Source organism: Guyparkeria sp. (genome assembly GCF_046545975.1).
Taxonomy (GTDB): domain Bacteria; phylum Pseudomonadota; class Gammaproteobacteria; order Halothiobacillales; family Halothiobacillaceae; genus Guyparkeria.
In genome coordinates this window covers 1-22198 of sequence record NZ_JBKGYT010000030.1, presented here as the reverse complement: position 1 = coordinate 22198, position 22198 = coordinate 1, and the positions used below count along the sequence as shown (strand labels likewise).

General features: G+C 68.2%; 18 protein-coding genes. 10 read left to right on the top strand and 8 right to left on the bottom strand.

The window, feature by feature from the left end; genetic code table 11:
- Positions 1 to 157: 157 nt before the first annotated feature.
- On the bottom strand, positions 158 to 952 hold the full coding sequence (locus ACLFMY_RS04555; protein WP_410763379.1) for an enoyl-ACP reductase: 795 nt from the start codon (positions 950 to 952) through the stop codon (positions 158 to 160).
- A 58-nt stretch (positions 953 to 1010) separates the two neighbouring features.
- On the opposite strand from ACLFMY_RS04555, the gene ACLFMY_RS04550 reads away from it, so the two are divergent.
- Genes ACLFMY_RS04550 through ACLFMY_RS04535 form a run of 4 tightly spaced genes read left to right on the top strand, consistent with a single transcriptional unit; the run spans position 1011 to position 5753 of the window.
- On the top strand, positions 1011 to 2960 hold the full coding sequence (locus ACLFMY_RS04550; RefSeq protein ID WP_410763378.1) for an extracellular solute-binding protein: 1950 nt from the start codon (positions 1011 to 1013) through the stop codon (positions 2958 to 2960).
- A gap of 5 nt (positions 2961 to 2965) precedes the next feature.
- Positions 2966 to 3601, top strand: a complete 636-nt coding sequence (locus ACLFMY_RS04545; protein ID WP_410763377.1) for a hypothetical protein — start codon at positions 2966 to 2968, stop codon at positions 3599 to 3601.
- Complete coding sequence (locus tag ACLFMY_RS04540; RefSeq protein WP_410763376.1) at positions 3602 to 4660, top strand: microcin C ABC transporter permease YejB; 1059 nt, start codon at positions 3602 to 3604, stop codon at positions 4658 to 4660.
- Between the two features lie 19 nt (positions 4661 to 4679).
- Positions 4680 to 5753, top strand: coding sequence for an ABC transporter permease (locus tag ACLFMY_RS04535; RefSeq protein ID WP_410763375.1), 1074 nt, complete (start codon positions 4680 to 4682; stop codon positions 5751 to 5753).
- Positions 5754 to 5865: 112 nt separating this feature from the next.
- Here the strand turns inward: ACLFMY_RS04535 and ACLFMY_RS04530 are convergent, their stop codons facing one another.
- Together ACLFMY_RS04530 and prmB are read right to left on the bottom strand one after the other, a co-directional pair.
- On the bottom strand, positions 5866 to 7143 hold the full coding sequence (locus ACLFMY_RS04530) for an NAD(P)/FAD-dependent oxidoreductase (protein WP_410763374.1): 1278 nt from the start codon (positions 7141 to 7143) through the stop codon (positions 5866 to 5868).
- Between the two features lie 229 nt (positions 7144 to 7372).
- Positions 7373 to 8338 carry a 50S ribosomal protein L3 N(5)-glutamine methyltransferase gene (prmB, locus tag ACLFMY_RS04525; protein ID WP_410763373.1) on the bottom strand — a complete coding sequence of 322 codons (966 nt, stop codon included), beginning with the start codon at positions 8336 to 8338 and terminating at the stop codon, positions 7373 to 7375.
- A gap of 119 nt (positions 8339 to 8457) precedes the next feature.
- Between prmB and asd the strand changes: the two genes are divergently transcribed.
- On the top strand, positions 8458 to 9339 hold the full coding sequence (gene asd, locus ACLFMY_RS04520; RefSeq protein ID WP_410763372.1) for an archaetidylserine decarboxylase: 882 nt from the start codon (positions 8458 to 8460) through the stop codon (positions 9337 to 9339).
- Between the two features lie 34 nt (positions 9340 to 9373).
- On the opposite strand, the gene ACLFMY_RS04515 is transcribed toward asd, so the two are convergent.
- Both ACLFMY_RS04515 and efp read right to left on the bottom strand, forming a co-directional pair.
- Positions 9374 to 10375 carry an amino acid--tRNA ligase-related protein gene (locus tag ACLFMY_RS04515; protein WP_410763380.1) on the bottom strand — a complete coding sequence of 334 codons (1002 nt, stop codon included), beginning with the start codon at positions 10373 to 10375 and terminating at the stop codon, positions 9374 to 9376.
- A 10-nt stretch (positions 10376 to 10385) separates the two neighbouring features.
- On the bottom strand, positions 10386 to 10955 hold the full coding sequence (efp, locus tag ACLFMY_RS04510; RefSeq protein WP_410763371.1) for an elongation factor P: 570 nt from the start codon (positions 10953 to 10955) through the stop codon (positions 10386 to 10388).
- A gap of 57 nt (positions 10956 to 11012) precedes the next feature.
- Here efp and ACLFMY_RS04505 point away from each other — a divergent pair, with 57 nt between their 5' ends.
- From ACLFMY_RS04505 to ACLFMY_RS04485, 5 genes are all read left to right on the top strand, one after another.
- Complete coding sequence (locus ACLFMY_RS04505) at positions 11013 to 11921, top strand: KamA family radical SAM protein (protein ID WP_410763370.1); 909 nt, start codon at positions 11013 to 11015, stop codon at positions 11919 to 11921.
- Between the two features lie 147 nt (positions 11922 to 12068).
- Positions 12069 to 13700 (top strand): hypothetical protein, encoded by a 1632-nt coding sequence (locus ACLFMY_RS04500; protein ID WP_410763369.1) that lies wholly within the window; start codon positions 12069 to 12071, stop codon positions 13698 to 13700.
- Positions 13687 to 15780, top strand: a complete 2094-nt coding sequence (locus ACLFMY_RS04495; protein WP_410763368.1) for an EAL domain-containing protein — start codon at positions 13687 to 13689, stop codon at positions 15778 to 15780. The genes ACLFMY_RS04500 and ACLFMY_RS04495 overlap by 14 nt, the downstream gene beginning before the upstream one ends.
- A gap of 83 nt (positions 15781 to 15863) precedes the next feature.
- Entirely contained in the window at positions 15864 to 16286 is a 423-nt protein-coding gene (gene folB, locus ACLFMY_RS04490) for a dihydroneopterin aldolase (RefSeq protein ID WP_410763367.1), read from the top strand.
- The gene (locus ACLFMY_RS04485) at positions 16283 to 17473 is read left to right on the top strand and encodes a class I SAM-dependent methyltransferase (RefSeq protein ID WP_410763366.1); all 1191 of its coding nucleotides are present in this window, start codon (positions 16283 to 16285) and stop codon (positions 17471 to 17473) included. Before folB ends, ACLFMY_RS04485 begins: the two co-directional genes overlap by 4 nt.
- A 7-nt stretch (positions 17474 to 17480) precedes the next feature.
- Here ACLFMY_RS04485 and glgP read toward each other — a convergent pair whose 3' ends face one another.
- From glgP to ACLFMY_RS04470, 3 genes are all read right to left on the bottom strand, one after another.
- Positions 17481 to 20024: an alpha-glucan family phosphorylase gene (glgP, locus tag ACLFMY_RS04480; protein ID WP_410763365.1), complete on the bottom strand. Its 2544-nt coding sequence runs from the start codon at positions 20022 to 20024 to the stop codon at positions 17481 to 17483.
- A gap of 120 nt (positions 20025 to 20144) precedes the next feature.
- Positions 20145 to 20924 (bottom strand): hypothetical protein, encoded by a 780-nt coding sequence (locus tag ACLFMY_RS04475; RefSeq protein WP_410763364.1) that lies wholly within the window; start codon positions 20922 to 20924, stop codon positions 20145 to 20147.
- A gap of 13 nt (positions 20925 to 20937) precedes the next feature.
- The gene (locus ACLFMY_RS04470; RefSeq protein WP_410763363.1) at positions 20938 to 22158 is read right to left on the bottom strand and encodes a cupin domain-containing protein; all 1221 of its coding nucleotides are present in this window, start codon (positions 22156 to 22158) and stop codon (positions 20938 to 20940) included.
- Between the last annotated feature and the right edge of the window lie 40 nt (positions 22159 to 22198).

The following is a 22198-nucleotide window of genomic DNA, read 5'->3' as shown; positions in this document are numbered from 1 at the left end:
ATGTCGCCATCCAATCAAAGTTTTTCGTCACCCACCCGTCGTTGTTTATAAAAATACTGGGGTAATCGACCTCGACACGGGCTTGCCCCGACTTGTCAGCGGACACAGAAAAGGGCGCCCGAAGGCGCCCTGCTGCGGTCTCCGGCGTGGCGTGGTGCTAGCTGTCGTCGCACTCGCCCATGCCGGTGATGAAGTAGCCTGAATCGACGTGCACGTTCTCGCCGGTGATGCCCGAGGCGAGATCCGAGCAAAGGAAGGCCGCGGTGTTGCCCACCTGCTCGATGGTCACGTTGCGCTTGAGCGGGGCGTTGGTGGCGACGTAGTCGAGAAAGCCCTTGAAGTCGCCGATCCCCGAGGCGGCCAGCGTCTTGATCGGGCCGGCGGAAACCGCGTTGACGCGGATGCCGCGCTCGCCCAGGCGCGAGCCGGCGAGATAGCGCACGGTTGCCTCCAGCGAGGCCTTGGCCACGCCCATGACGTTGTAGTTCTTCATCACGCGCTCGGCGCCGAGGTAGCTCAGGGTCAGAAGCGCACCCTCGTCGCGCATGTACTTCTCGCCGGCCTTGGCCAGCGCGGCGAGCGAGTAGGCGGAGACGTCGTGCGCCTGGGTGAACGCCTCGCGGGACATGCCGTCGAGGAAGTCGCCGTCGAGTGCCTCGCGCGGGGCGAAGGCCATCGCGTGGATGACGATGTCCACGCCCTCCGGCCAGTGCTCGGCCAGTGCCGGGAACAGGGCGTCGATCTGGGCATCATCGGTCGCGTCCAGCGGGAGATAGATCGAGGATCCCAGGTCCTTGGTGGCCTTCTCGACCTTGGGCTTGAAGCGGTCGTTGAGGTAGGTGAAGGCCAGCTCGGCACCTTCGCGGTGCATGGCCTTGGCGATGCCGAAGGCAATCGAGCGGTTGTTGGCAACCCCCGTGATCAGGGCACGCTTGCCGGATAGGAATCCCATGTGTCTCTCCTGTTTTCCCTTGGTCTAGGTTGGGCTTTCACCGTATTGTATTCGCCTGATGAGGAACAAGCACCCCAAATCCGGATACCTCCCGGGGGATACCGGGCAGGCACGGCCCGGGAGCGCCCGCTCGACGGGCGTGGCCCTGCCCGGACGCCGCGCCTTTCTCTGCCATGCCGGCGGGGTGCTGGGTGCCTGCTTCCTGCCCGGCGTGGCGCGGGCGGCGGGCTTTGCCACGGCGCTGGGCTACGAGCCGGCCTACGATGCCGAGCTGGCCCACTTCGACTACGTCAACCCGGAGGCGCCCCGCGACGGCGAGCTGGCGGTGTCGGTCTTCGGCACCTTCGATTCGCTCAACCCGTTCGTGCTCAAGGGGCTGGCCGCGGCCGGCACGGAGAACCTGCTGTTCGACACGCTGGTGGTGCGTGCCTGGGACGAGCCCTTCTCGACCTACGGTCTGCTGGCGGATCGCATGGAGCTGGCCGACGACGGTCTGTCGGTCACCTTCCGCATGAATCCGGATGCGCGCTTCGCCGACGGCACGCCGGTCAGCGCCCGCGACGTGGCCTTCAGCTTCGAGACACTGGTGGGGGAGGACGCCCACCCGCGCTACCGCCACTACTGGGGGGATATCGAGGGGGTGACGGTCGTCGACCCCCGTCACGTGCGCTTTGACTTCAGGCGCTCGAACCCCGAGTTGCACCTGATCATCGGCGAGCTGCCGGTGCTGTCGCGGCGCGCCCTGGAGTCGGTGGACTTCGCCGGGCATTCGCGCTCGCCCCTGATGGGCAGCGGCCCTTACGAGATCGAGCAGATCAACTTCGGGCGCGACATCCGCTACCGGCGGCGCGACGACTACTGGGCGAAGGACCTGGGCGTGCGCCGAGGCATGTTCAACTTCCGGCGTGTCACCTTCAAGTACTACAAGGACGAGACGGTGGCGCTGGAGGCCTTCAAGGCCGGCGAGTTCGACGTGTTCCACGAGACCAACTCGAAACGCTGGGCGCGGGCCTACCGGGGGCAGGCCTTCGAGGAGGGCCGCATCCGTCGCCGCGAGATCCCCCACCACAACAACGCCGGCATGCAGGGCTTCGCCATGAACGTCCGCCGACCGCTGTTCAGCGACCGGCGCGTGCGCCGTGCCCTCAACCTCGCCTTCGATTTCCGGTGGTCCAACACCCATCTCTTCTACGGGCAGTACAGCCGCTGCGACAGCTATTTCGCCAACAGCGAACTGGCGGCCACCGGCGTGCCGGAAGGTCCGGAACTCGAGTTGCTGGAGCCTCATCGTGACCAACTGCCCACCGAACTGTTCGAACGCCCCCACGAGGTTCCCGATGCAGCGGACCCGGAGGATCAGCGCGCCCAGTTGATCGAGGCGCAGCGGCTGCTTGCCGAGGCCGGCTGGGAGGTCGTCGACGGCGTGCTGCGCAACGCCGCGGGCGAGCGCTTCTCGTTCGAGATCATGCTGGCGCAGAAGGGTTTCGAGCGCATCGTCGCCCCCTATGCCTACAGCCTGCGCCGACTGGGCGTGGACGTGTCGTATCGCACGATCGACGTCGCGCTCTACCAGCGGCGCATGAACCGCTTCGACTTCGACATGACGGTCACCTCCTTCGGCCAGTCGCAGTCGCCGGGCAACGAGCTGCGCGACATGTTCGGCTCGGAGGCGGCCGACCGCGAGGGCTCGCGCAACTACTGCGGGATCGACAATCCCGTGGTGGATGCCATGATAGAGGCAGTGATCTACGCGGAGGACCGCAAGGCGCTGGTCACAGCCTGTCACGCGCTCGATCGCGTGCTGCTCTGGAACGAGTACCTCGTGCCGAACTGGTACATCGGTGCGCACCGCATGGCATGGTGGAACCGCTTCGGCTACCACGACCAGCCGCTGCCGCGCTATTACAGCGCCATGGACTGGGTGCTGCAGACCTGGTGGCAGACCCATCCCGAGGCGCAGACCGGCCCGGTGGTCAACGACGTGACCGATCTCCTGAAGGGAGGATGAGCGCGATGAAGGCGATCAGCATCTGTCGACGGTGGTCGGGCCAATGGCGAGCCGCGGTTCTGCTTTCGGTCTCCGCGTTTCTCCTGTCGGCCTGTGCGGCTCCCCGTTACGCCACGGAGGTCCGCTACGCGCCGCCGGCCACCGAGGCGGGGATGACCTGTCTCAAGGGCTGTCACGTGGAACTCCAGGCCTGCCAGGCCGACTGCCAGTCGCGGCGCGAGGCCTGCATCGCCGGCATCGAGCCGCGGGTCGACGCGGCCTTCGAGGAAGCGCTGAAACGCTACGAGTTAGAGCGCAGGCACTACATGCGCGAACGGCAGTTCTACCAGCTCGATCAGGCATTGCACTTCGGCTTCTACCACCATCCGTTCTATTACGGCTACCCGGGCTACCCGGGTCCGTTCTGGTCGACCGACCGCTATTGGGACGACCCGCCCGTTCCGCCGGTCGCACCCGACCGCGCGGTGATCCGCGCTGAGGTCATCGACCGCCACTGCAACGAACCCTGCGGCTGCCAGGAAGCCTTCGACCAGTGCTACGTGGACTGCGGGGGGCAGGTGGAACGCCGGGTCGTCTGCATCGAGAACTGCCGTGAAGGGGACCCGCTGCCGAATCCCTCGGCCCCGGAGGGGACGCCGTAGATGGGTCCATACATCCTCAAGCGGCTGGCGCTGATGGTCCCGACGCTGTTCGGGATCCTGCTGATCTCGTTCGCCGTGATCCAGTTCGTGCCCGGCGGGCCGGTCGAGCAACTGATGATGCAGCTCAAGGGGGCGGCCGACGGCAGCGGGGCGGAGTCGGGCGGTGCGCTCACCGAGGGCGTCTACCGCGGCGAGCAGGGACTGGACGCCGAGCAGATCGAGCAGTTCCGCGAGTTCTACGGCTTCGACCAGCCGGCCTGGAAGCGCTTCGCCGAGATGGTCGGCAACTATCTCACCTTCGACCTGGGCGAGTCGTACTTCTATCAGCGGTCCGTGGGCGAGCTGATCGTCGAGAAGCTGCCAGTGTCGATCAGCCTCGGCATCTGGACGTTCCTGCTCACCTATCTGGTCTCCATCCCGCTGGGGGTGGCCAAGGCGGTGCGCGACGGCTCGCGCTTCGATTCGATCACCTCGACGGTGATCCTGGTCGGCTACGCCATTCCCGGGTTCGTGCTGGGGCTGGTGCTGCTGGTGCTGTTCGGCGGCGGCAGTTTCGTGCAGTGGTTCCCGCTGCGCGGTCTGACCTCCGACAACTTCGAGCAGTTGTCCCTGATGGGCAAGATACTCGACTACCTCTGGCACCTCGTGCTGCCGGTCACCGCGATGGTGGTGGGCAACTTCGCCGTGATGACCATGCTGACCAAGAACAGCTTCCTCGAGGAGATCAGGAAGCAGTACGTGCTCACCGCCCGGGCCAAGGGACTGGCCGAGCGCACGGTACTCTACCGGCACGTCTTCCGTAACGCGCTGATTCCCATCGTCACCGGCTTTCCGGCGGCGTTCATCGGCGCGTTCTTCACCGGCAGCCTGCTGATCGAGACCATCTTCTCGCTCGACGGGCTGGGGCTGCTCTCCTATAACGCCGTGCTGCAGCGGGACTATCCCGTCGTGCTGGGCACGCTGTACGTCTTCAGCCTGATCGGCCTGTTCGGCAAGCTCCTGTCGGATCTCGTCTACGTCTGGGTCGATCCGCGCATCCATTTCGAAGCGGTGCGATGATGTTCGAGGTGGCAAGCTGATGTCGATCGTCGATGCGGGAGCCGAGTCCGCGGTCGCCAAGGGCCGTGGTACCGAGGGGCAGGTCTCCACCGCCCAGCGCGCCTGGAAGCGCTTTCGCCGCCATCGACGCGGCTGGTACAGCCTGTGGATCTTCCTCGCGCTGTTCGTGCTCAGCCTCGGTGCGGAGCTGATCGCCAACGACCGGCCGCTGCTGGTGAAACACCAGGGCGAGCTGCTCTTCCCGCTGTGGAACGATTATGCGGAGACCCGATTCGGCGGGGATTTCGCCACCCCGGCCGACTACACCGACCCGCATGTGATCGAGCTGATCGAGCGCGACGGCTGGGCGATCCGCGCCCCGATTCCGTTCTCCTTCGACACCATCGACTACTACAACGACCAGCCCAACCCGGCCGCGCCCAACAGCCGCCACCTGTTGGGCACCGACGATCGCGGCCGGGACGTGGCGGCCCGCCTGATCTACGGTTTCCGCATCTCGGTGCTGTTCGCCCTGGCGCTGACGGTGATCGGCACGGCGATCGGCGTGCTCGCCGGCGCGGTGCAGGGGTATCTGGGCGGCAAGGTGGACCTGGCCTTCCAGCGTTTCATCGAGGTCTGGGCTGCGTTGCCGGAACTGTATCTGCTGATCATCTTCGCCTCGATCTTCGAGCCGTCGATCGGGCTGTTGCTGGCCCTGCTGGCGCTGTTCGGCTGGATGGGACTCTCGGACTACGTGCGCGCGGAGTTCCTCAAGGGGCGCAACCTCGACTACGTGCGCGCCGCCCGCGCACTGGGCGTCTCCGGTCCGCGCCTGATGTTCCGCCACCTGATGCCGAACGCCATGACGCCGGTGATCACCTTCCTGCCCTTCCGCATCTCGGGGGCGGTGCTGGCGCTGACCAGCCTCGATTTCCTTGGGCTGGGCGTGCCGCCGTCGACCCCTTCGCTCGGCGAGTTGCTCTCGCAGGGCAAGGCGAACATAGACGCCTGGTGGCTGTCCGTGTCGACCTTCCTCGTGCTCGTCGGCACCCTGGTGCTGCTCATCTTCGTCGGCGAGGCGACGCGCGACGCCCTGGACACGCGGCGAGGCTGACGCCGGGCGCCCCGGCCGGTCCGTCGGGCTGCCGGTCCGCTGCGTTCCGCTCACGCATGAAAAAGGCCCGCCGTCGATGGCGGGCCTCGTCGTGGCGGACCGGTGGTCCGGCCTACTTTTCCAGGCGGTTGAGGCCGATCGCCCGCATGATGTACTTCTCGTACAGCGGCTCGGAGGTGCCCTTCTTCATCTTGCGGATGAAGTACTTCTCGAAGGCGATCTTCGCCAGGTGCACCCACTTGCCGGCCGCGAACCAGTTGACGTTGCGCGGCGGGATCTGGGGCAGCGCGATGAAGGCCGCGCCCCGGTCACCGAAGTCGGCCAGACAGATGGCCTGCCAGGTGCCCTTGGAGTTCGGTTCGCCCTCGCCGGAGAGTTCGGCGTGGATGTTGTGCACGATCGCGGTCACCATCGACTCGATCATGTAGCCGGTCTTGGGTGCGCCGGTCGGCACCGGGGTCTTGTCGATCGGCGGGATGGCGATGGCCACGCCGGCGGCGAAGATGTTGGGGTAGGTCGGGCTGCGCTGGTAGTCGTCGACCTTGACGAAGCCGCGCGGGTTGCACAGGTCCTCGACCTCGGCGACGCAGTCCACGCCCTTGAACGCCGGCAGCATCATGGAGTGATGGAACGGCAGCTCGTGCTTCTGCTTGACCTCGCCGTTGTCGTCGAGCTCCTCGACGTGCATCACGCCCTCGTCGACGCGGGTGGTCTTCGCGTTGGTGATCCACTTGATGTCGTGGGCACGCATCTCGGATTCGAGCATGCCCTTGGAGTCCCCGACGCCACCCAGGCCCAGGTGACCGATGTACGGCTCGGCGGTGACGTAGGTGATCGGCACCTTGTGACGGATCTTCTTCTTGCGCAGGGCCGAGTCGAGGATGAACACGTACTCGTAGGCCGGTCCGTAGCAGCTCGCTCCCGGCATGGCGCCGACGATCACCGGCCCCGGATTCTCCACCAGCTTCTTGAAGTCGTCGTAGGCCTGCTCGGCGTGGTCGATGGTGCAGACCGACTGGGTGTGACCGCCGTGCGGCCCGGAGCCCTCGACCTCGTCGAACATCAGCTTCGCGCCGGTGGTGATGATCAGGTAGTCGTATTCCACCGTCTCGCCGTCGGCGAGTTCCAGGCGGTTGCCCTTCGCATCGATGCGCTCGACGGCCTGGGCGATGAAGTCGATGTTCTTGCGCTTGAGGTAGGGCTCGATCGGGAAGGTGATGTCGTCTCGGTTGCGCCAGCCGACGGCGACCCAGGGGTTGGACGGAACGAACTGGAAGTACGGTTCGGCGCTGACCACCGTGATCTTGTGTTCGTCGCCCAGCTCCTGCCGCGTCTCGTAGGCGGCGGGCAGGCCGCCGATGCCGGCGCCGAGGATTACGATATGTGCCATGTCTCACTCTCCCAACAAAGGAACCAGGGAGTGGCTACCTTCCCGCCCTCGTGGGGGAAAGAGTCCGGCCGCTCCCGAACAATACGTCACCTGCGGATTGTTCACTCCGGGCGCGATAAAAACAAGCCCCGTGGTCATCAGGTTTTCAATTGACTGGCCGTTACCAGCCGGTAACCGGCTGAAAAAACGTCCCTGTCGGAACGGATTTCCCGGTTGAGAAAAACAATTCTCAGGCCGTTCGGCCGCCCCAGTCCTCGAGTTTCTCGCGGGGAAAGGCAATGATCGAGGACGGCGCGGGGGAGAGGTCCACCCAGTAGCCGCGATGGCTCGGCCAGCGCTGGTCGAACCAGTGGCGTCCGTTGCCCATCTCCACGAAGATCCAGCCGCCGGGCCGCAGGTGGGCGGAGGCGGCGTCGAGCAGGCGCTCGACCAGGGCGAGGCCCCGGTCCGGGGCGAACAGGGCGTCGGCGGGTTCGTGGTGATACTCGTCCGGCAGGTCCTCGGCCTCGTCCGGGTCGACGTAGGGCGGGTTGCTGACGATCAGGTCGAAGGTCAGCGGCTGGCCCTCGTCGTCCAGTATCTGGTCGAGCAGGTCCGACTGCATCAGCTCGACACGCTCGCTGAGCTGGTAGTCGCCGACGTTCCGCGAGGCGACCGACAGCGCGCCGAAATCGATGTCGCTGCCGATGACCTCTGCCTCGGGGAAATGCTCGGCCAGCGCGATGGCGATGCACCCGGACCCCGTGCCGATGTCCAGAATCCTGCCGCTGCGCACCCCGGCATCGAGCAGGCCGTGGAAATCGTCCCGGATCAGGTCGCCGAAGGGTGACCGGGGGATCAGCACCCGCTCGTCGACGTAGAAGGGCTGGCCCATGAACCAGGCCCGGTTGAGCAGGTAGGCCGTGGGCGTGTGCTCGATGCAGCGCCGACGGATCAGCTCGAGCAGACCGGCCTTCTCCCCGGCACAGAGCCGCGATGCCCACCAGTCGCTCCCCAGGTCCGGCGGCAGGCGCAGGCCCTCGAGCACCAGCCAGGCCGCCTCGTCGAGGTAGCTGTGCGTGCCGTGACCGAGGAACACCCCGTGCTCGTCCATGCGGCTGGCCGCCCAGCGGATGAAGTCGCGGATCGTCTCGAGGTTGTCGGCGTCGCCGAGAGGCGAGTCGGCGGCAGATTCCGTCGGGTCGACAGGATGCATGGCGGGCCGTTCCTGAAAGGGGCCTGAAGGCAGGCAAAAACGTGCATAATCGGGAACAATATAACATCGGCCCGGGTCTCATGGCCCCACGGGCCGAAACCCGCGAACGACGAGGCAACATGGCGACGACATCTTCGGCACGACCGCTGAAATCCCGGCTCTGGGCCTGGACCCAGCTCTTTCTGCCCCACCACCTGATTTCGGGACTGGTCTTCCGGGTGACTCGCTGGCGTGCGCCGTGGACCAACTGGCTGGTGCGACGCTTCGTCCGCACCTTCGGTGTCGACCTGAACGAGGCGGCCGAACCGGATCCGGCGGCCTATCCCACCTTCAACGCGTTCTTCACCCGGGCGCTGGCCGAGGGTGTCCGCCCGCTAGAGGGCGACGAGGGCACCTGGATCAGCCCGGTCGACGGTCGCATCAGCCAGATCGGCCACGTGCAGTCGGGCAACCTCTTGCAGGCCAAGGGGCGCGACTACACCGTGCTCGAGCTGCTCGGCGGCGACGAGGAACTGGCCGCGTCGTTCGCCGACGGTTCCTTCGCCACGCTCTACCTTTCCCCGGGCGACTACCACCGCATCCACATGCCGGTGACCGGCACCCTGCGCGAGATGATCCACGTGCCGGGCCGTCTGTTTTCCGTGAACACCGGGACGGTGGCCGAGGTGCCACGCCTGTTCGCCCGCAACGAGCGGGTGGTCTGCCTGTTCGACACCGCCGATGGCCCCATGGCGATGGTGCTGGTGGGCGCGATCAACGTCTCGGCGATCGAGACCGTCTGGGCTGGTCTGGTCACCCCGAGCCCGCAACGGCAGATCGGGCGCTGGCGCTACCGGGAGGCGGACGGGCTGTCGATCCGACTGGAGCGCGGTGCCGAGATGGGCCGGTTCAACATGGGGTCCACGGTGATCCTGCTGACCCGGCCGGGTGTCGACTTCGATCCGGCCTGGCAGCCGGAGATGCCGGTGCGGGTCGGTCAGCGGCTGCAGGCCGAGGGCTGATCCGCGGTTGTCCGGCCGTCGCGGCCGGGCGCGCTCACACCCGGGGTTCGGAGAAGGGCAGGACGGTGTCCAGCGTCGGTCGGCCCGTCAGCCACATCACCAGTCGGTCGAATCCCATCGCCACCCCGCTGCAGTCGGGCAGGCCATGCGCGAGCGCCTCCAGGAACAGCCGCCGGCTGCGGTCGTCCGTCGATCGGGCCGCCGCGGACGTCGGCAGGCGCCGGGCCTGCTCGGCCGGGTCGCCGAGCTCGTGGTAGCCGTTGGCCAGCTCCAGCTTGCCCCCGAAGACCTCGAAGCGCGCCGCGACCTGCACCGGATGTCCCTCGAAGTCGATCGTCTCCAGCCGCGCCATGGCGGCCTGGCTGGCAGGAAAGCCCCTGACCACGGTCAGTCGATCGTCGGGGAAGCTCGGCTCGATCACCGTGCTCATCAGCAGGTCGAGCCAGTCGTCCCGGCCCAGCCGCTGCGGCTCGTGTACCGCAACGCCGGAGAGTCGCGCGGTTCGCTCCAGCACGGCGGAGTCGGCGCGGTAGGGGTCGAGGCCGAGGCGCTCGCGGAACAGGACGCCGTAGTCCTGCCGCTCGACCGGGGCCGTAGCCAGGTCGAGGGCGCGGCGGGCCGCCTGGATCAGGTCGAGGGTGGTCGAGATCGCGGCATCGAGGTCCGCGCCGGTCTCGTACCACTCGAGCATCGTGAACTCGGGGTTGTGGCGTGCCCCGGCCTCGCCGGCGCGGAACACCGGGCCGAGGTAGTGGATCCCCGGCAGGGTCGGGTGGGCGCACAGCAGGCGCTTCATCATCAGCTCGGGCGAGCTGTGCAGGCTGCCGGCGGGGATGCCCTCCGGATCGCTGACGCGAAACAGGGCGATGTGGGGTTCGAAGTCGCCGCTGCGGATCAGCGCCGGGGGGTCGACCTCCAGCGAGTCGCGGCGATCGAGCGCGTCGCGCAGCACCCGCTTGAGCCGGGCCCGCGCGACAAGCGTCGCCCGGTCGGCGCCGGGACGCCAGTCTGGCGTGTCGGGGGAAGGGCGGGGCAGGGGAGCCGCCTCAGCTCTTGACCCGGGAGAGGTACTCGCCGGTGCGGGTGTCGCAGCGCAGCATCTCGCCTTCCTCGATGAACAGGGGCACCTTGACCACCGCGCCGGTCTCGAGCCGGGCCGGCTTGGTGCCGCCGGTGGCGGTGTCGCCGCGCAGGCCGGGGTCGGTCTCGACCACCTTCAGTTCCACGTGGTTGGGCGGCAGGACCTGGATCGGCGAGCCGTTGAACAGGGTGATGGTGCACAGGTCCTGTTCCTTGAGCCACTGGGCCGAGTCGCCCACCGCCTCGCGGGTGGCCACGACTTGCTCGAAGCTCTCCGGGTCCATAAAGTGCCACTCCTCCCCGTCGGAGAAGAGATACTGCATCTCCAGCTCGAGGATGTCGGCCGCCTCCAGCGAATCGCCCGACTTGAAGGTGCGCTCGATGGTCTTGCCGGTCTTGAGGTTCTTGAGCTTGACCCGGTTGAAGGCCTGGCCCTTGCCCGGCTTGACGAACTCGTTCTCGATGATGGTGGCCGGATCGCCGTCGAGCATGACCTTGAGGCCGGCGCGGAATTCGTTGGTGCTGTAGTTAGCCATGGAAAACCTGATCGATTGATTCGAAACGCTGTGGAAATGGGGGCGATCATACCCGATATGCCGGAAACAACCCAGCATGGTAGCGAACCGGGCGAGGCGGCCTTCCGCGAGCTGACCACGCCGCTGGTCGACGGGATCGCGGCCGTCTCCGAGCCGGTCGCCCGCCAGTTCCGCCTCGATGCGCGCGAGTACGAGACCGTGGCCGGTTTCGGCACCGACCCGGTCGGTGACCTGGACGCCAATGCCGTGCCCGGCGTGCTGCACAAGTACCGCGGGCGCGCCCTGCTGGTGCTCACCGGCGCTTGCGCCGTGCACTGCCGCTACTGCTTTCGCCGGCACTTCCCCTACGGTGACCAGCGGCTCGACGACGAATCCCTCGCGGGTGCGATCGACTACCTCGCCCACGACCCCGAGATCACCGAGGTGATCCTTTCCGGGGGCGATCCGCTGGTGGTGAGCAACCGCCGGCTCGCCCGCGTGATCGGGTCGCTCGCAGCCATCCCCCGACTCTCGCGGCTGCGCGTCCACAGCCGGTTGCCCACGGTCCGGCCGGAGCGCATCGACGCGGAACTCTGCCGGATGCTCGTGGATAGCGGCCTGTCGGTGGTGCTGGTCGCGCACGTCAACCACGCCGACGAGCTTACCGAGGACAGCCGTGCCGCCTTCGCCCGTCTGCGCAACGCCGGCGTGACGCTGCTGAACCAGGCGGTGCTGCTGGCGGGCGTGAACGACGACGAGGCGGCGCTGGCCGACCTGTCCGAGCGACTGTTCGACCAGGGCGTGCTGCCGTACTACCTGCACCAGCTCGATCCCGTGGCCGGCGCGGCGCATTTTGCCGTCCCGGAGACCCGGGGCAGGGCGCTGGTCGAGGCCCTGCGTCACCGGCTGCCCGGCTACCTGGTGCCGCGCTACGTGGTCGAGCGGCCCGGCGAGCCCAGCAAGACCCCCGTGGGGGACGCCGGTTGAGGGGATCCTGCCGTCTCCCGGTGTATTTCATGGGGTGGCGATGGATTCGGGCGGGCGTATTGAATAGAGTATCGGTTCAGGCGCCACCGTCAGGCTGACGGGGCAGGCACGTCCCGGCCGGGACGACAGAAAAAGGAGTTTCGTGACATGCCGGAATCCACACCGGGAGCGGACGCCGCGGGCGATCTGCGTTCCCTGCTTGATCGGATCCAGATCGTCGACCCGATCGAGGCGGCCGGCCTGCTGGCCGGCTTCCTTGGCCGGGCGGACCTGGAGTCGATGACCGACGACCAGCTGCTTCGCCTGCTGGCGGAACTGGAGCCGGCCATCGACCGCACCGCCACCGCGCTGCGCCGCGGGTTGCGCCAGAGCCCCCTGCCGATGACCGAGCGGGCGCGTTCGCAGTTGTCGGCCCTCTTCACGCTGTACCGGGCCGCCGAGGCGCTGGTGAACCTGCAACTGGGTATGGCGCGGACGGAAGGATCCGGGGCGATGCTGGCCGCCGCCCATCAGCGGCGGGTGGGCTGGGCGGCCCGGCAGGTGCTCGACTGCTACCTGCTCTACGTCAGCGTGCCCCAGCCCCTGCTGGCCGACCTGCACCAGTTTGCCCGCTCGGCCTGCCGAGAACTCGAGCGCGATCATCCGGCCGCCTGGGCGGTGGTGCGCAGTACCTACGTCTCCATCCTGCTGCTGGGCATGGTCAATCCCTACTCGCTCACGGTCGGGGAGATGGAGTCGCTGTTTTCCTGCCTGCAGAAGTGCGCGGGGCTGGTGCGGATCACGTCCCAGAAGCCGCGGGGCACGGGACGATTCGTCGACATGACCGGTCGCATCGCCCCGCACGTGGCGTTCAACGGCGGGCAGAACACGGCCGACGGCACGGTGTTCGTCGATGTCGAGAAGCTCTATGGGGAGGATGCCCTCGAGGGCCTGGAGTCCGAGTGCCGGGTCGCGCTGCTCGGCTTTCTCCACCGGCTGCACTTCTTCCTCGGGCCGAGGGAAAAGCGCGTGACGGACAGTCACACCGCGCCGGGCGAGCGGTCGCTGATCACCATCGGCTTCAACAGCGTGCACCGCCGCCTGCTCGACGAGATGTTCTACAGCGTCCGGCCGTCCGAGCACCTGACCTTCTCGGGGCTGGACTGGGAAGGGCTGGAGCGCCCGGTCCACGGTGACGTCAGCCGGCAGCAGAGCATCCGCGACTTCAAGCTGGAGCTGGACTTCGGGCGCAGGAACGACCTCGACTGGGAGGCATTGCCCGACGCCGACGGCAACGGCCAGCGGCCGATGCGGCTGAACGAGCCAGCCGTCTGGGACGTGGTCAATCTCTCGGAACGTGGGCTGCGCCTGCACTGGCGCATGGCGGACAACAGCCGGGCGGCGGTCGACGAGCTGATCCTGATCGAGCGTGACCCGGACGAGGAAGCCGGCGGCCTGGAAGCGGTGGTCGGCCTGGGCATCATCCGCTGGGTGCGCCACCTCGACGAGGAGAACCGTACCGTGGACATGGGCGTGGAACGCCTGCCCGGAGACTGGATGGCCTATTTCGCCCATCCAGCCGACGGCGCCCCGCCGGCAACCGGGACCTGGCCGGTGCTGGCGCGCGTGGACGATGAGCAGCGCATCGACCGGCTGATCGTCCCGCCCGAACTGCCCGAACGCGGCCGCCGCCTGACGGTGATCCGCGAGCAGGGCGCAGACATCAACATCAACCTGGAGCGAATCGTGATGGTCGGTTCCCACCTGGTGGTAATGGAGGCGACGAGTGACCGCCATTGAATCCATCGAGAACACCCCCTTTTCCATCCTCCACGTCACCGAGTCGGTAAACGACGCGATCGCGCTGCGGGGCGAGCTGCGCAACGCGGGCATGCAGGCCAGCGTGCACCACGCGCGCGACTACGACACCGCCCGGGCCGAGCTGGCCAAGCACGGCTGTGACGTGGCCTACATCGATTTCGGCGATCGCGCGATGGGCGTGGTCCAGGCACTGCGCAAGCAGGCCGAGCGCGATCCCGGGGTCAAGGGCATGCCGCTGGTGGTCTACAGCGAGGCGGCGTCGCCCGAGCAGGTCGAGGAACTCCTCGAGGCCGGGGCCTTCCTGGTGATCACCGACGAGCTGCTGGTGGAGACGCTCCTCCAGCGCGCCGTGGAATTCGCGCTGGTCTACCGCGATCGCGAGCGGACCAGCGGCCAGCTGGCCCGGTCCGAGCTGCGCTGCCAGAAGCTGATCGACGGCTCGAGCGAGGCGGTGGCCTACATCCAGGATGGCCTGCACATCTACGCCAACCAGGCCTACCTCGATTTGCTGGGCTTTTCCAGCGTCGACGAGCTCAGGGAAGAACCCCTCCTCGATCTGGCCGTGGGCGACTCGGCCCAGCGGCTGAAGAAATTTCTCAAGACCGAGGACGCCGAGGACACCTTCACCCTGCGCACCTCGGGCGGCCACGAGATCGAGGTGCGCGTGCACAGCACGGGCGCCTCGTTCGACGGGGAACCCTGCCTGCAGATCTTCGCCACCGAGGTCAAGGACGAGACCGGCGACGTCTCGGCGCAGCTGGAGTACTTCGCCCGCCGCGACCTGCTGACCGGGCTGTACAACCGCAGCTACCTGTTCGAGCAGATCGAGGCCCGTCGCGAGGAGATCGCCCGGCACGACGCGGGCGACAGCGGGGCGCTGCTGCTGCTGGAGATCCTCAACCACGACGAGATCAAGCAGCATATCGGCACCACCGGCATGGACAACCTGCTGACCGAGTTCGGCAAGCAGGTCGAGGAGCTGGTCGGCGGCAAGGGGCTGGTGGCGCGACACGGGGCGTTCTCCTTCCTCGTGCTGCTGGGCAACCTGGACCGGGACGCCACCGCCGAACTGGCCGACCAGCTCAACGCCGCGGCGCGCGACTACCTGTACACCCAGGACACCACGTCGGTGACGGTGAGCACCTCGGCCGGCTACCTGGTGCTCGACGAGAACTCCCCGACCAACCCCGCCGTCCTGGTCGACCGCATCGAGCGGGCCTCCGGTCGGGCGGCCCAAGAAGGGTCCTACCAGACGCGCATGTACGAGCCGGACCTCAAGACGGCCTCCGAGCGCGAGCAGGACGAGGCCTGGGCGCGCAAGATCAAGAACGCCCTGCGCGACAGCCGCTTTTCCCTGGTCTTCCAGCCGATCGTGTCGCTGACCGGCGACCGGTCGCTGAGTCGCTTCGAGGTCTTCGTCCGCATGCTCGAGGAGGACGGTTCGCTGATCTCGCCCACCGAGTTCCTCTCGCAGGCCGAGCGTGCCGACCTGATCCAGTCGATCGACCGCTGGGTGGTGCTGTCCGCCCTCAAGGAAATCCGCACCGGCCTGGAGGCGGATGACCGGATCAAGCTGTTCATCCGCATCAGTGACGTGTCCCTGCACGATCCCGAGTTCTCCGAGTGGCTCTGCCAGCGGATGGAATCCGCGCAGCTCCCCGAGGGCCTGCTGGTCATCCAGGTGGGTGTCGACAAGGCCGGGCACCTGCTCAGCCACCTGGCCAAGATGCGCGAGTCGCTCGAGCCCCTGGGCGCCGAGATGATCCTCGACGGATTCGGCTCCGGTGACGAGGACTTCCGCATCCTCAAGCACCTGCCGGTGCCGATCATCAAGGTGGCGCGCTCGCTGCTGGAGGACTTCGCCCGCGATACCGCCAACCAGCAGCGGGTCGCCGAGGTGGTCGAGCAGGTCAAGGAATCGCAGATGGCGGTGATCGTGCCCAACGTCGAGGACGCGGCCAGCCTGCAGATTCTCTGGCCGATGGGCGTGGACTTCGTGCAGGGCAACTTCATCCAGGCGCCGCAGGAAGGCCTCGAGTTCGATTTCGCCCAGTTCTGACATCGGCCGCCGCGGTTGCCCGTTCTGCTATGCTTCCCGGCGCCCACCGGGCGCGACCGATCCAAATGCCGGGAGAATCCGCCGTGACCGAGCTCGATCACGATTCACAGCCCGCCGTCCGCGGACGGCCCGTGGCCGACCGCATCCTGGTCGAGGGGCTGACCTTCGATGCCGTCATCGGCATCCTGCCGCACGAACGCGAGGCGACGCAGCCGCTGCGCGTCGACCTGGTGCTGGACGTGGATTCCGTCTCGCCGGCCGCCCGGGCCGATCACATCGACCGGACCGTGGATTACGCCGCCGTCAGCCGTCGCGTGATCGAGATCGCCCGCGAGGGACGCTTCCAGCTGGTCGAGACGCTGGCCGAACGCGTCTGTGCCGCCCTGCTGGCCGAGTTCCCGGTCCGCCGGGTCACCTTCCGCGTGCTCAAGCCCGAGGCGCTGGCCGAGGCGGCCGGGGTAGGGGTGCAGATCACCCGCGAGCGAGGTGCGGAGGTGGGCTCGTGAACGGATCGACGGCTGGCGCCGAGGGCTTCGAACTGCCCACGCCGAACGAGGCCGACCGGGCCAAGAGCCTCGCCCTGATCGAGTTGCTGGTCGAGCGGATGGCCGAGGGCCCGATCCCGTTCGCCGAGTACATGGCCACCGTCCTCTACCACCCCCGCTACGGCTACTACGGCAGCGGCCAGGTGGCCTTCGGCCCGGGGGGCGACTTCGTGACGGCCCCGGAGCGCTCGCGATTTTTCACCGAGGGGGTCGCCTACGAATGGCGTCAGGCCCGCGAGGCGGGGCTGGGTGACGCGATCCTCGAGATCGGTGCCGGCTCCGGGCGCCTGGCCATCGACCTGATGACGATCCTCGCCGACGAGGGGCGCCTGCCCGCCCGCTACGTCATCCTCGAGATCTCCCCGGCGCTCGCCGAACGCCAGGCGAGCAACCTCCGCGAGGCACTGCCGGCCGAGGCGTTCGAGCGCATTCACTGGATCGACGACTGGTCCGCGCTGGACTGGGACGGCGGCATGGTGGTGGCCAACGAGGTGCTCGACGCGATGCCCGTGGAACGTTTCCGCTGGTGGCCGGGCAAGCCCGACACCGTCGAGCGACTGATGGTGGGCTTCGACGGGCAGCGCTTCTGCTGGCGGCCCACCCGCCCGGATGCACGCCTGCACGAGGCCGCCGAGGCGATCACGCGACGCATCGGCGAGGGCATCGTCCCGGCGCGCATGGAGGTGATGGCCGAGTACAACCCCGAACTCGGGGCCTGGTTCGCCGAGATGGGGCGGGCTCTGTCCGGTGGCGAGAGCTGGGTCTACCTGTTCGACTACGGCAGCCACACGGCCGACATCTACCGAGCCGACCGGGACGAGGGCACGCTCAAGTGCCACTACCGCCATCTCGCCCACGAGGACCCGTTCGTCTACCCCGGCCTGCAGGACATCACCGCCTGGGTCGACTTCCAGGCCGTCGAGATCGCGGCGCGAGAGGCCGGGTTCGCGGTCGACGGCGAGCGCAGCCAGGCGCAGTGGCTGCTGGGCACCGACGTGCCCCGCCGCGTCGAGGCCCTGCTGCTCGCCCAGTCCGGCATGGCCGACCAGACCCGCCTGGCCCAGGAGTTCCGGGAGCTGGTCATGCCCACCGAGATGGGCGAGCGCTTCCGCGTCATGCGCCTGAGGCTGCCCGGCGTCGACGCCTGACGCCGCCCTACAGCCAGCGCATGCGGCCCGGCTCGTAGGGGTGGACCAGCGCCTCGTGCGTCGGCACCACCCGCAGCCGGTACCGGACCTCGCCGGAAAGTTCCTCCGACAGGGTGACGCGATGGCGCGCCACCTCGCCGCCTTCCCCGGCGTCGTTCAGCCGCTCGCCGATCCGTACCCGTGGCGTTCCGTCGCCGGAGATCAGCACCACCTCGCAGCGCAGGTGGGCCGGGTCGATCCCCGGCGAGTGCACCTCCACGTCCAGCACGAGTCGGTCGCCACTGGAGAGCGCCTCGGGCGGATCGCCCAGCAGCCGTGCCTCGACGTTGCCCCAGTGACGCTCGAGGGTCTCGCGGAAGTCGACCAGTTCCCGTGACAGGCGATGATCGTCGGCCGCCAGGCGACGGCCGGCATCGATGGCGGGCCGGTAGTGGTTCACCGCGTAGTCGCGCACCATGCGGGCGGCGTTGAAGCGGGGCATGATCGTGGCGATGGCGTGGCGGAGCCATCCCAGCCACTCCACGGGCACGCCGCGGGCGTCACGCCGGTCGAACAGCGGGATGACCTCGGTCTCGAGCAGGTCGAGCAGGTCGGCCGCCTCCTCGCGGTCGCGCTCGCGACAGCCCGAGCAGGGCTGGATGGACCAGCCGTTGGCCACGCCCGCGCCGTGCGAGTGGCCCTCGGCCCACCAGCCGTCGGCCACGGAAAGGTTCAGGGCCCCGTTCATGCCCGCCTTCTGCCCCGAGGTGCCCGATGCCTCCTTGGGGTGCTCGGGCGTGTTCAGCCAGATGTCGCAACCGCCCACCAGCCGCCGGGCCAGCCCCATGTCGTAGCCCTCGAGCAGCAGCACGTGGCCGCGAAACCGCGGCTCGTTGGCCAGCCGGCTGACCTCGCGCAGCAGCGCCTGGCCGGGCTCGTCGGCGGGATGGGCCTTGCCGGCGAAGACGAACACCACCGGTCGGGGGCTGTCCTCGATGATCCGCGCCAGGCGGTCCGGATCGGCGAACAGCAGGTCGGCCCGCTTGTAGGTGGCGAAGCGCCGGGCGAAGCCGATCACCAGGATGTCCTCGGGCGGCCGGTCGATCACGCGGCACTTCTGCTTGAGGCGCACGTGGCTCTGGCCGAAGCGATCGGCCTGACGTGTCAGTCGTGCCCGGATGTCGGCGAGCAGATGGGCCTTGGCCGACAGGTGCATCGACCAGAGGGTGTCCTCGGCGACCTGCTCGACCAGGCGGGCGATGCCCGACTCGTGCAGGTGTTCCCGCCAGTCTTCCCGGCTGGCATCGAACAGGCGGGTGAGGTCGTGGTTGAGGAAGGTCTCGACGTGCACCCCGTTGGTGACCGAGGTGATTGGGTTCTCCTCGGCGGGCACCTCCGGCCAGAATCCCTGGCTCAGGCGTGCGGCCACCTGTCCGTGCAGCCGCGAGACCCCGTTGTGCTGGCGCGAGCCGCGCAGCGCCAGCGCGGTCATGTTGAAGTTGCCGCCGTCATGCGCCGGGTCGTGTCCCAGCGCGTGCAACTGTTCCCGCCCGATGCCCAGTCGCGGCAGCTGGGCCTGCCAGTACTCGTCGACCAGTTCGGGCGGGAAGACGTCGTGGCCGGCCGGCACGGGCGTGTGGGTGGTGAACAGCGTGCCCGCGGCCACCGTGTTCAGGGCGGTGTCGAAGGGGACGCCGCCTTCGGCCAGCTCGCCCACCCGTTCGAGGATGGCGAAGGCCGCGTGCCCCTCGTTGAGGTGCCAGGCGTCCGGGGCGATCCCCAGGGCACGCAGGGCGCGCACGCCGCCAACGCCCAGCAGGATCTCCTGCTCGATGCGCGTGCGGCGTCCGCCGCCGTAGAGCCGGTGGGTGATCTCGCGATCCTCGGGACGGTTCTCCGGCTGGTCCGCGTCGAGCAGGTAGACCGACACGCGGCCCACGCGGGCCTCCCAGAGCTGCAGCCACACCGAGCGACCGGGCAGCTCGACCGACACCTTGAGCGGTCCGGCATCGGTCGAGACCGGGTGGATCGGCAGGTGGCCGAAATCCAGGTCCTCGAAGCGGGCGTGCTGGTTGCCGTCGGCATCGATCCACTGCTGGAAGTAGCCCTGCCGGTAGAGCAGCCCCATGCCGACCAGCGGCAGGCCGAGATCCGAGGCGGCCTTGCAGTGGTCCGCCGCTAGGATGCCCAGTCCGCCGGAGTAGATCGGCAGCGACTCGTGGAAACCGAATTCGGCGCAGAAGTAGGCTACCGTCCGGTCGGCGCCGATGGTGTCGGAAAGCGCCCCGGGGCGGGGATCGGACAGGTAGTCGTCGAAGGCCCGCACCACCGCGTCGAAGGTCGCGAGGAAGGCCGCATCCCCGGCGGCGGCATCCAGCCGTGACTGCGGCACCAGCTGCAGGAACCGGACGGGATTGCCCTCGCAGTCGTTCCAGGTGGTCGTGTCGATCGCGTCGAAGAGGTCGCGCACCGGCCGGGACCAGCTGTAGTAGAGGTTGCCGGCGAGATCCTCGAGCCGCGCGAGGCGCTCGGGGAGGGTGGGACGGATTTCCAGCAGGTGAGTGGTCGGCATGCGTTGCCCTTGGGACACGGGGAAGGATGAAGATTCAGCCCGAGTGTAGGGCCTGTTTGTGTCGATCGGGTAACACGGATACCCGGGCCGCCCGGGGTCGGCTGCCCGGACGGGAGCGGATCAGAGGTGCCTGGCGGCGATCTCGCGGATTGCGGTCAGGTCGATGCCCAGCGAGTCGGCCTGCTCCAGTGCCCGCTGCAAACGCTGCGGGGCGCTGCGCCCCATGCACTGGTGCCTCGGGTCGCCGTCGAAGCCTCTCTTCATGCCGTCGATCAGCCGCTGGTGGTCGAGCTCCCTGCCCACGCGGGCCTCCTGCAGGCGGATCACGTCGGAGGCGACCCTTTCGGCCAGTTCCCGGTGGTCGTTCCACAGATGCTCGACGTCGCCTCCGGTTTCCAGGCCGGCGATGTTGGTGGTCAGGATGTAGACGTTCTTGATCACCAGCTCCTCGAGCATCTCGTCGGCGTCGTTGACGCGGTGGGCCGGGATATCCAGCGCCTGCATGGCGGCGACCAGGTCGTCGGCCAGCGCCCCGTGCACGGGCGAGGAAACCAGCGGCTTGACCGGCTTGCCGGGCTTCTTCTCGAACCAGATGGAGGCCACCGTGGGCGTCTCCATGCCGTGTTTCCGCCAGTCGCCCGGCAGCAGCTCGTTCTGGATCAGCACCACGCGGTCGAACCAGGCGTTGGGGATCTGCTCGAGCACCGTGTCGAGGTCCTTTTCGCCCACGGCGACCAGCAGCGCCTCGAGATCGGGTTTCGCGGCCAGCGACGCCTCGATGGACGTGTTCCGGCCGACGGGGAAGACGGGGTGGCCGGTCTTCAGCAGGCCGTGGGCCAGTACGCCGCCGATCTCGCCGGCGCCGATCAGGCCCCATTCACTGGCAAACGGGTTGGACATTCGTGCGCTCTCCTCAGTTGTCGAATTCGGCGTCGTTCTCGTCGAGGATCATCAGCTGCCCGGCCGAGAGGATGCGGTCGAGCAGGAGCCGGGCGGAGGCGTTCCAGGCGCGCTCGGCCAGGGATTCGCCGTCAAAGCGCACGCGCTGGGTCAGGAAGCGGGCCAGCGGCAGGCTCTCGGCATCCAGCGCGTGGCTCTCGCCGTCTATGCACAGGTGGCCGGGGTCCTCGCCCTCCGGCTCGAGCAGCAGCCAGCGGGAGGCCGGCGTGCGGCGGATCTCCTCGATCTCCGCGAGGTGGTCGAGGATGGCCGTGACCTCCTCGGCGTTGTAATGCGGGTAGAAGGCGGCGTGGTCGACCGGCCGCTCGGTGAGCGTCTCGGCGATCAGGCGGTCGAGCCGCGCGCTGTCGGTCGACAGGCTGGAAAGCACCCAGTCGCGCAGGTGCCGGCGGGTGGTCGTGCCCAGTTCGCCGGGATTGTCCCCGGTGGACAGGTCCGGGTCGGAATAGCGGTCCTCGGCGGCCAGGGTGGCCAGCCGGTCGCAAACGCCGCCGACGAGATCGGCTTGGGTGGGTGCGCGAAAGCCCACCGACCAGGTCATGCAGTCGTCCACTGCCACGCCGTGGTGCGGGATGCCCGGCGGCAGGTAGAGCATGTCGCCCGGTTCGAGCACCCATTCGTCGGTGGGGGTGAACGCCTCGAGGATGCGCACGTCCAGCCCCTCGCGGTAGGCGGTGTGCGCCGGCGGGTTCTCGATCATCCAGCGCCGGCGACCGTGCGCCTGGATCAGGAAGACGTCGTACTCGTCGATGTGAGCGCCCACCGAGCCGCCCGGCGGGGCGTAGGAGATCATCAGGTCGTCGATGCGCCAGTCCGGCACGAAGCGGAACCGCTCGACCACGTCCATCAGCTCGGGGACGATCTTCTCGCAGTCGGTGACCAGCAGGGAGTAGCCGTCCTCCGGCAGGGCGCGGAAGTCGTCTTCCGTGAACGGCCCCAGCTTCAGTTGCCACTCGCGCTCGTCGCCGTGTTCGAGGATCAGCCGCGCCGGCACGTCTTCCTCGCAGGCCATGCCGGCCAGTTCCTCGGGCGAGATCGGGCTCTCGAAGCCGGGGATCGCGCCGCGGATCAGCACCGGCTGCTTCTGCCAGTACTCGCGCAGGAAGGTCTCGACGGACATCTCCCCCAGCACGTGCTCGGGACGGTCGGCTTGCGGACGATTCGTGTCGGTCATGGAGGCATACCTGCAGGCTGTGCGAATCCATGCAGTCTAA

Bases quoted from the DNA above. Each gene is read 5' to 3' on its own strand.
- ACLFMY_RS04535 (WP_410763375.1), top strand. From the start codon at position 4,680: ATGTCGATCGTCGATGCGGGAGCCGAGTCCGCGGTCGCCAAGGGCCGT.
- ACLFMY_RS04505 (WP_410763370.1), top strand. From the start codon at position 11,013: ATGCCGGAAACAACCCAGCATGGTAGCGAACCGGGCGAGGCGGCCTTC.
- ACLFMY_RS04475 (WP_410763364.1), bottom strand. From the start codon at position 20,924: ATGTCCAACCCGTTTGCCAGTGAATGGGGCCTGATCGGCGCCGGCGAG.
- ACLFMY_RS04540 (WP_410763376.1), top strand. From the start codon at position 3,602: ATGGGTCCATACATCCTCAAGCGGCTGGCGCTGATGGTCCCGACGCTG.
- asd (WP_410763372.1), top strand. From the start codon at position 8,458: ATGGCGACGACATCTTCGGCACGACCGCTGAAATCCCGGCTCTGGGCC.
- prmB (WP_410763373.1), bottom strand. From the start codon at position 8,338: ATGCATCCTGTCGACCCGACGGAATCTGCCGCCGACTCGCCTCTCGGC.
- ACLFMY_RS04545 (WP_410763377.1), top strand. From the start codon at position 2,966: ATGAAGGCGATCAGCATCTGTCGACGGTGGTCGGGCCAATGGCGAGCC.
- glgP (WP_410763365.1), bottom strand. From the start codon at position 20,024: ATGCCGACCACTCACCTGCTGGAAATCCGTCCCACCCTCCCCGAGCGC.
- ACLFMY_RS04530 (WP_410763374.1), bottom strand. From the start codon at position 7,143: ATGGCACATATCGTAATCCTCGGCGCCGGCATCGGCGGCCTGCCCGCC.
- ACLFMY_RS04555 (WP_410763379.1), bottom strand. From the start codon at position 952: ATGGGATTCCTATCCGGCAAGCGTGCCCTGATCACGGGGGTTGCCAAC.
- ACLFMY_RS04500 (WP_410763369.1), top strand. From the start codon at position 12,069: ATGCCGGAATCCACACCGGGAGCGGACGCCGCGGGCGATCTGCGTTCC.
- efp (WP_410763371.1), bottom strand. From the start codon at position 10,955: ATGGCTAACTACAGCACCAACGAATTCCGCGCCGGCCTCAAGGTCATG.
- ACLFMY_RS04550 (WP_410763378.1), top strand. From the start codon at position 1,011: ATGAGGAACAAGCACCCCAAATCCGGATACCTCCCGGGGGATACCGGG.
- ACLFMY_RS04470 (WP_410763363.1), bottom strand. From the start codon at position 22,158: ATGACCGACACGAATCGTCCGCAAGCCGACCGTCCCGAGCACGTGCTG.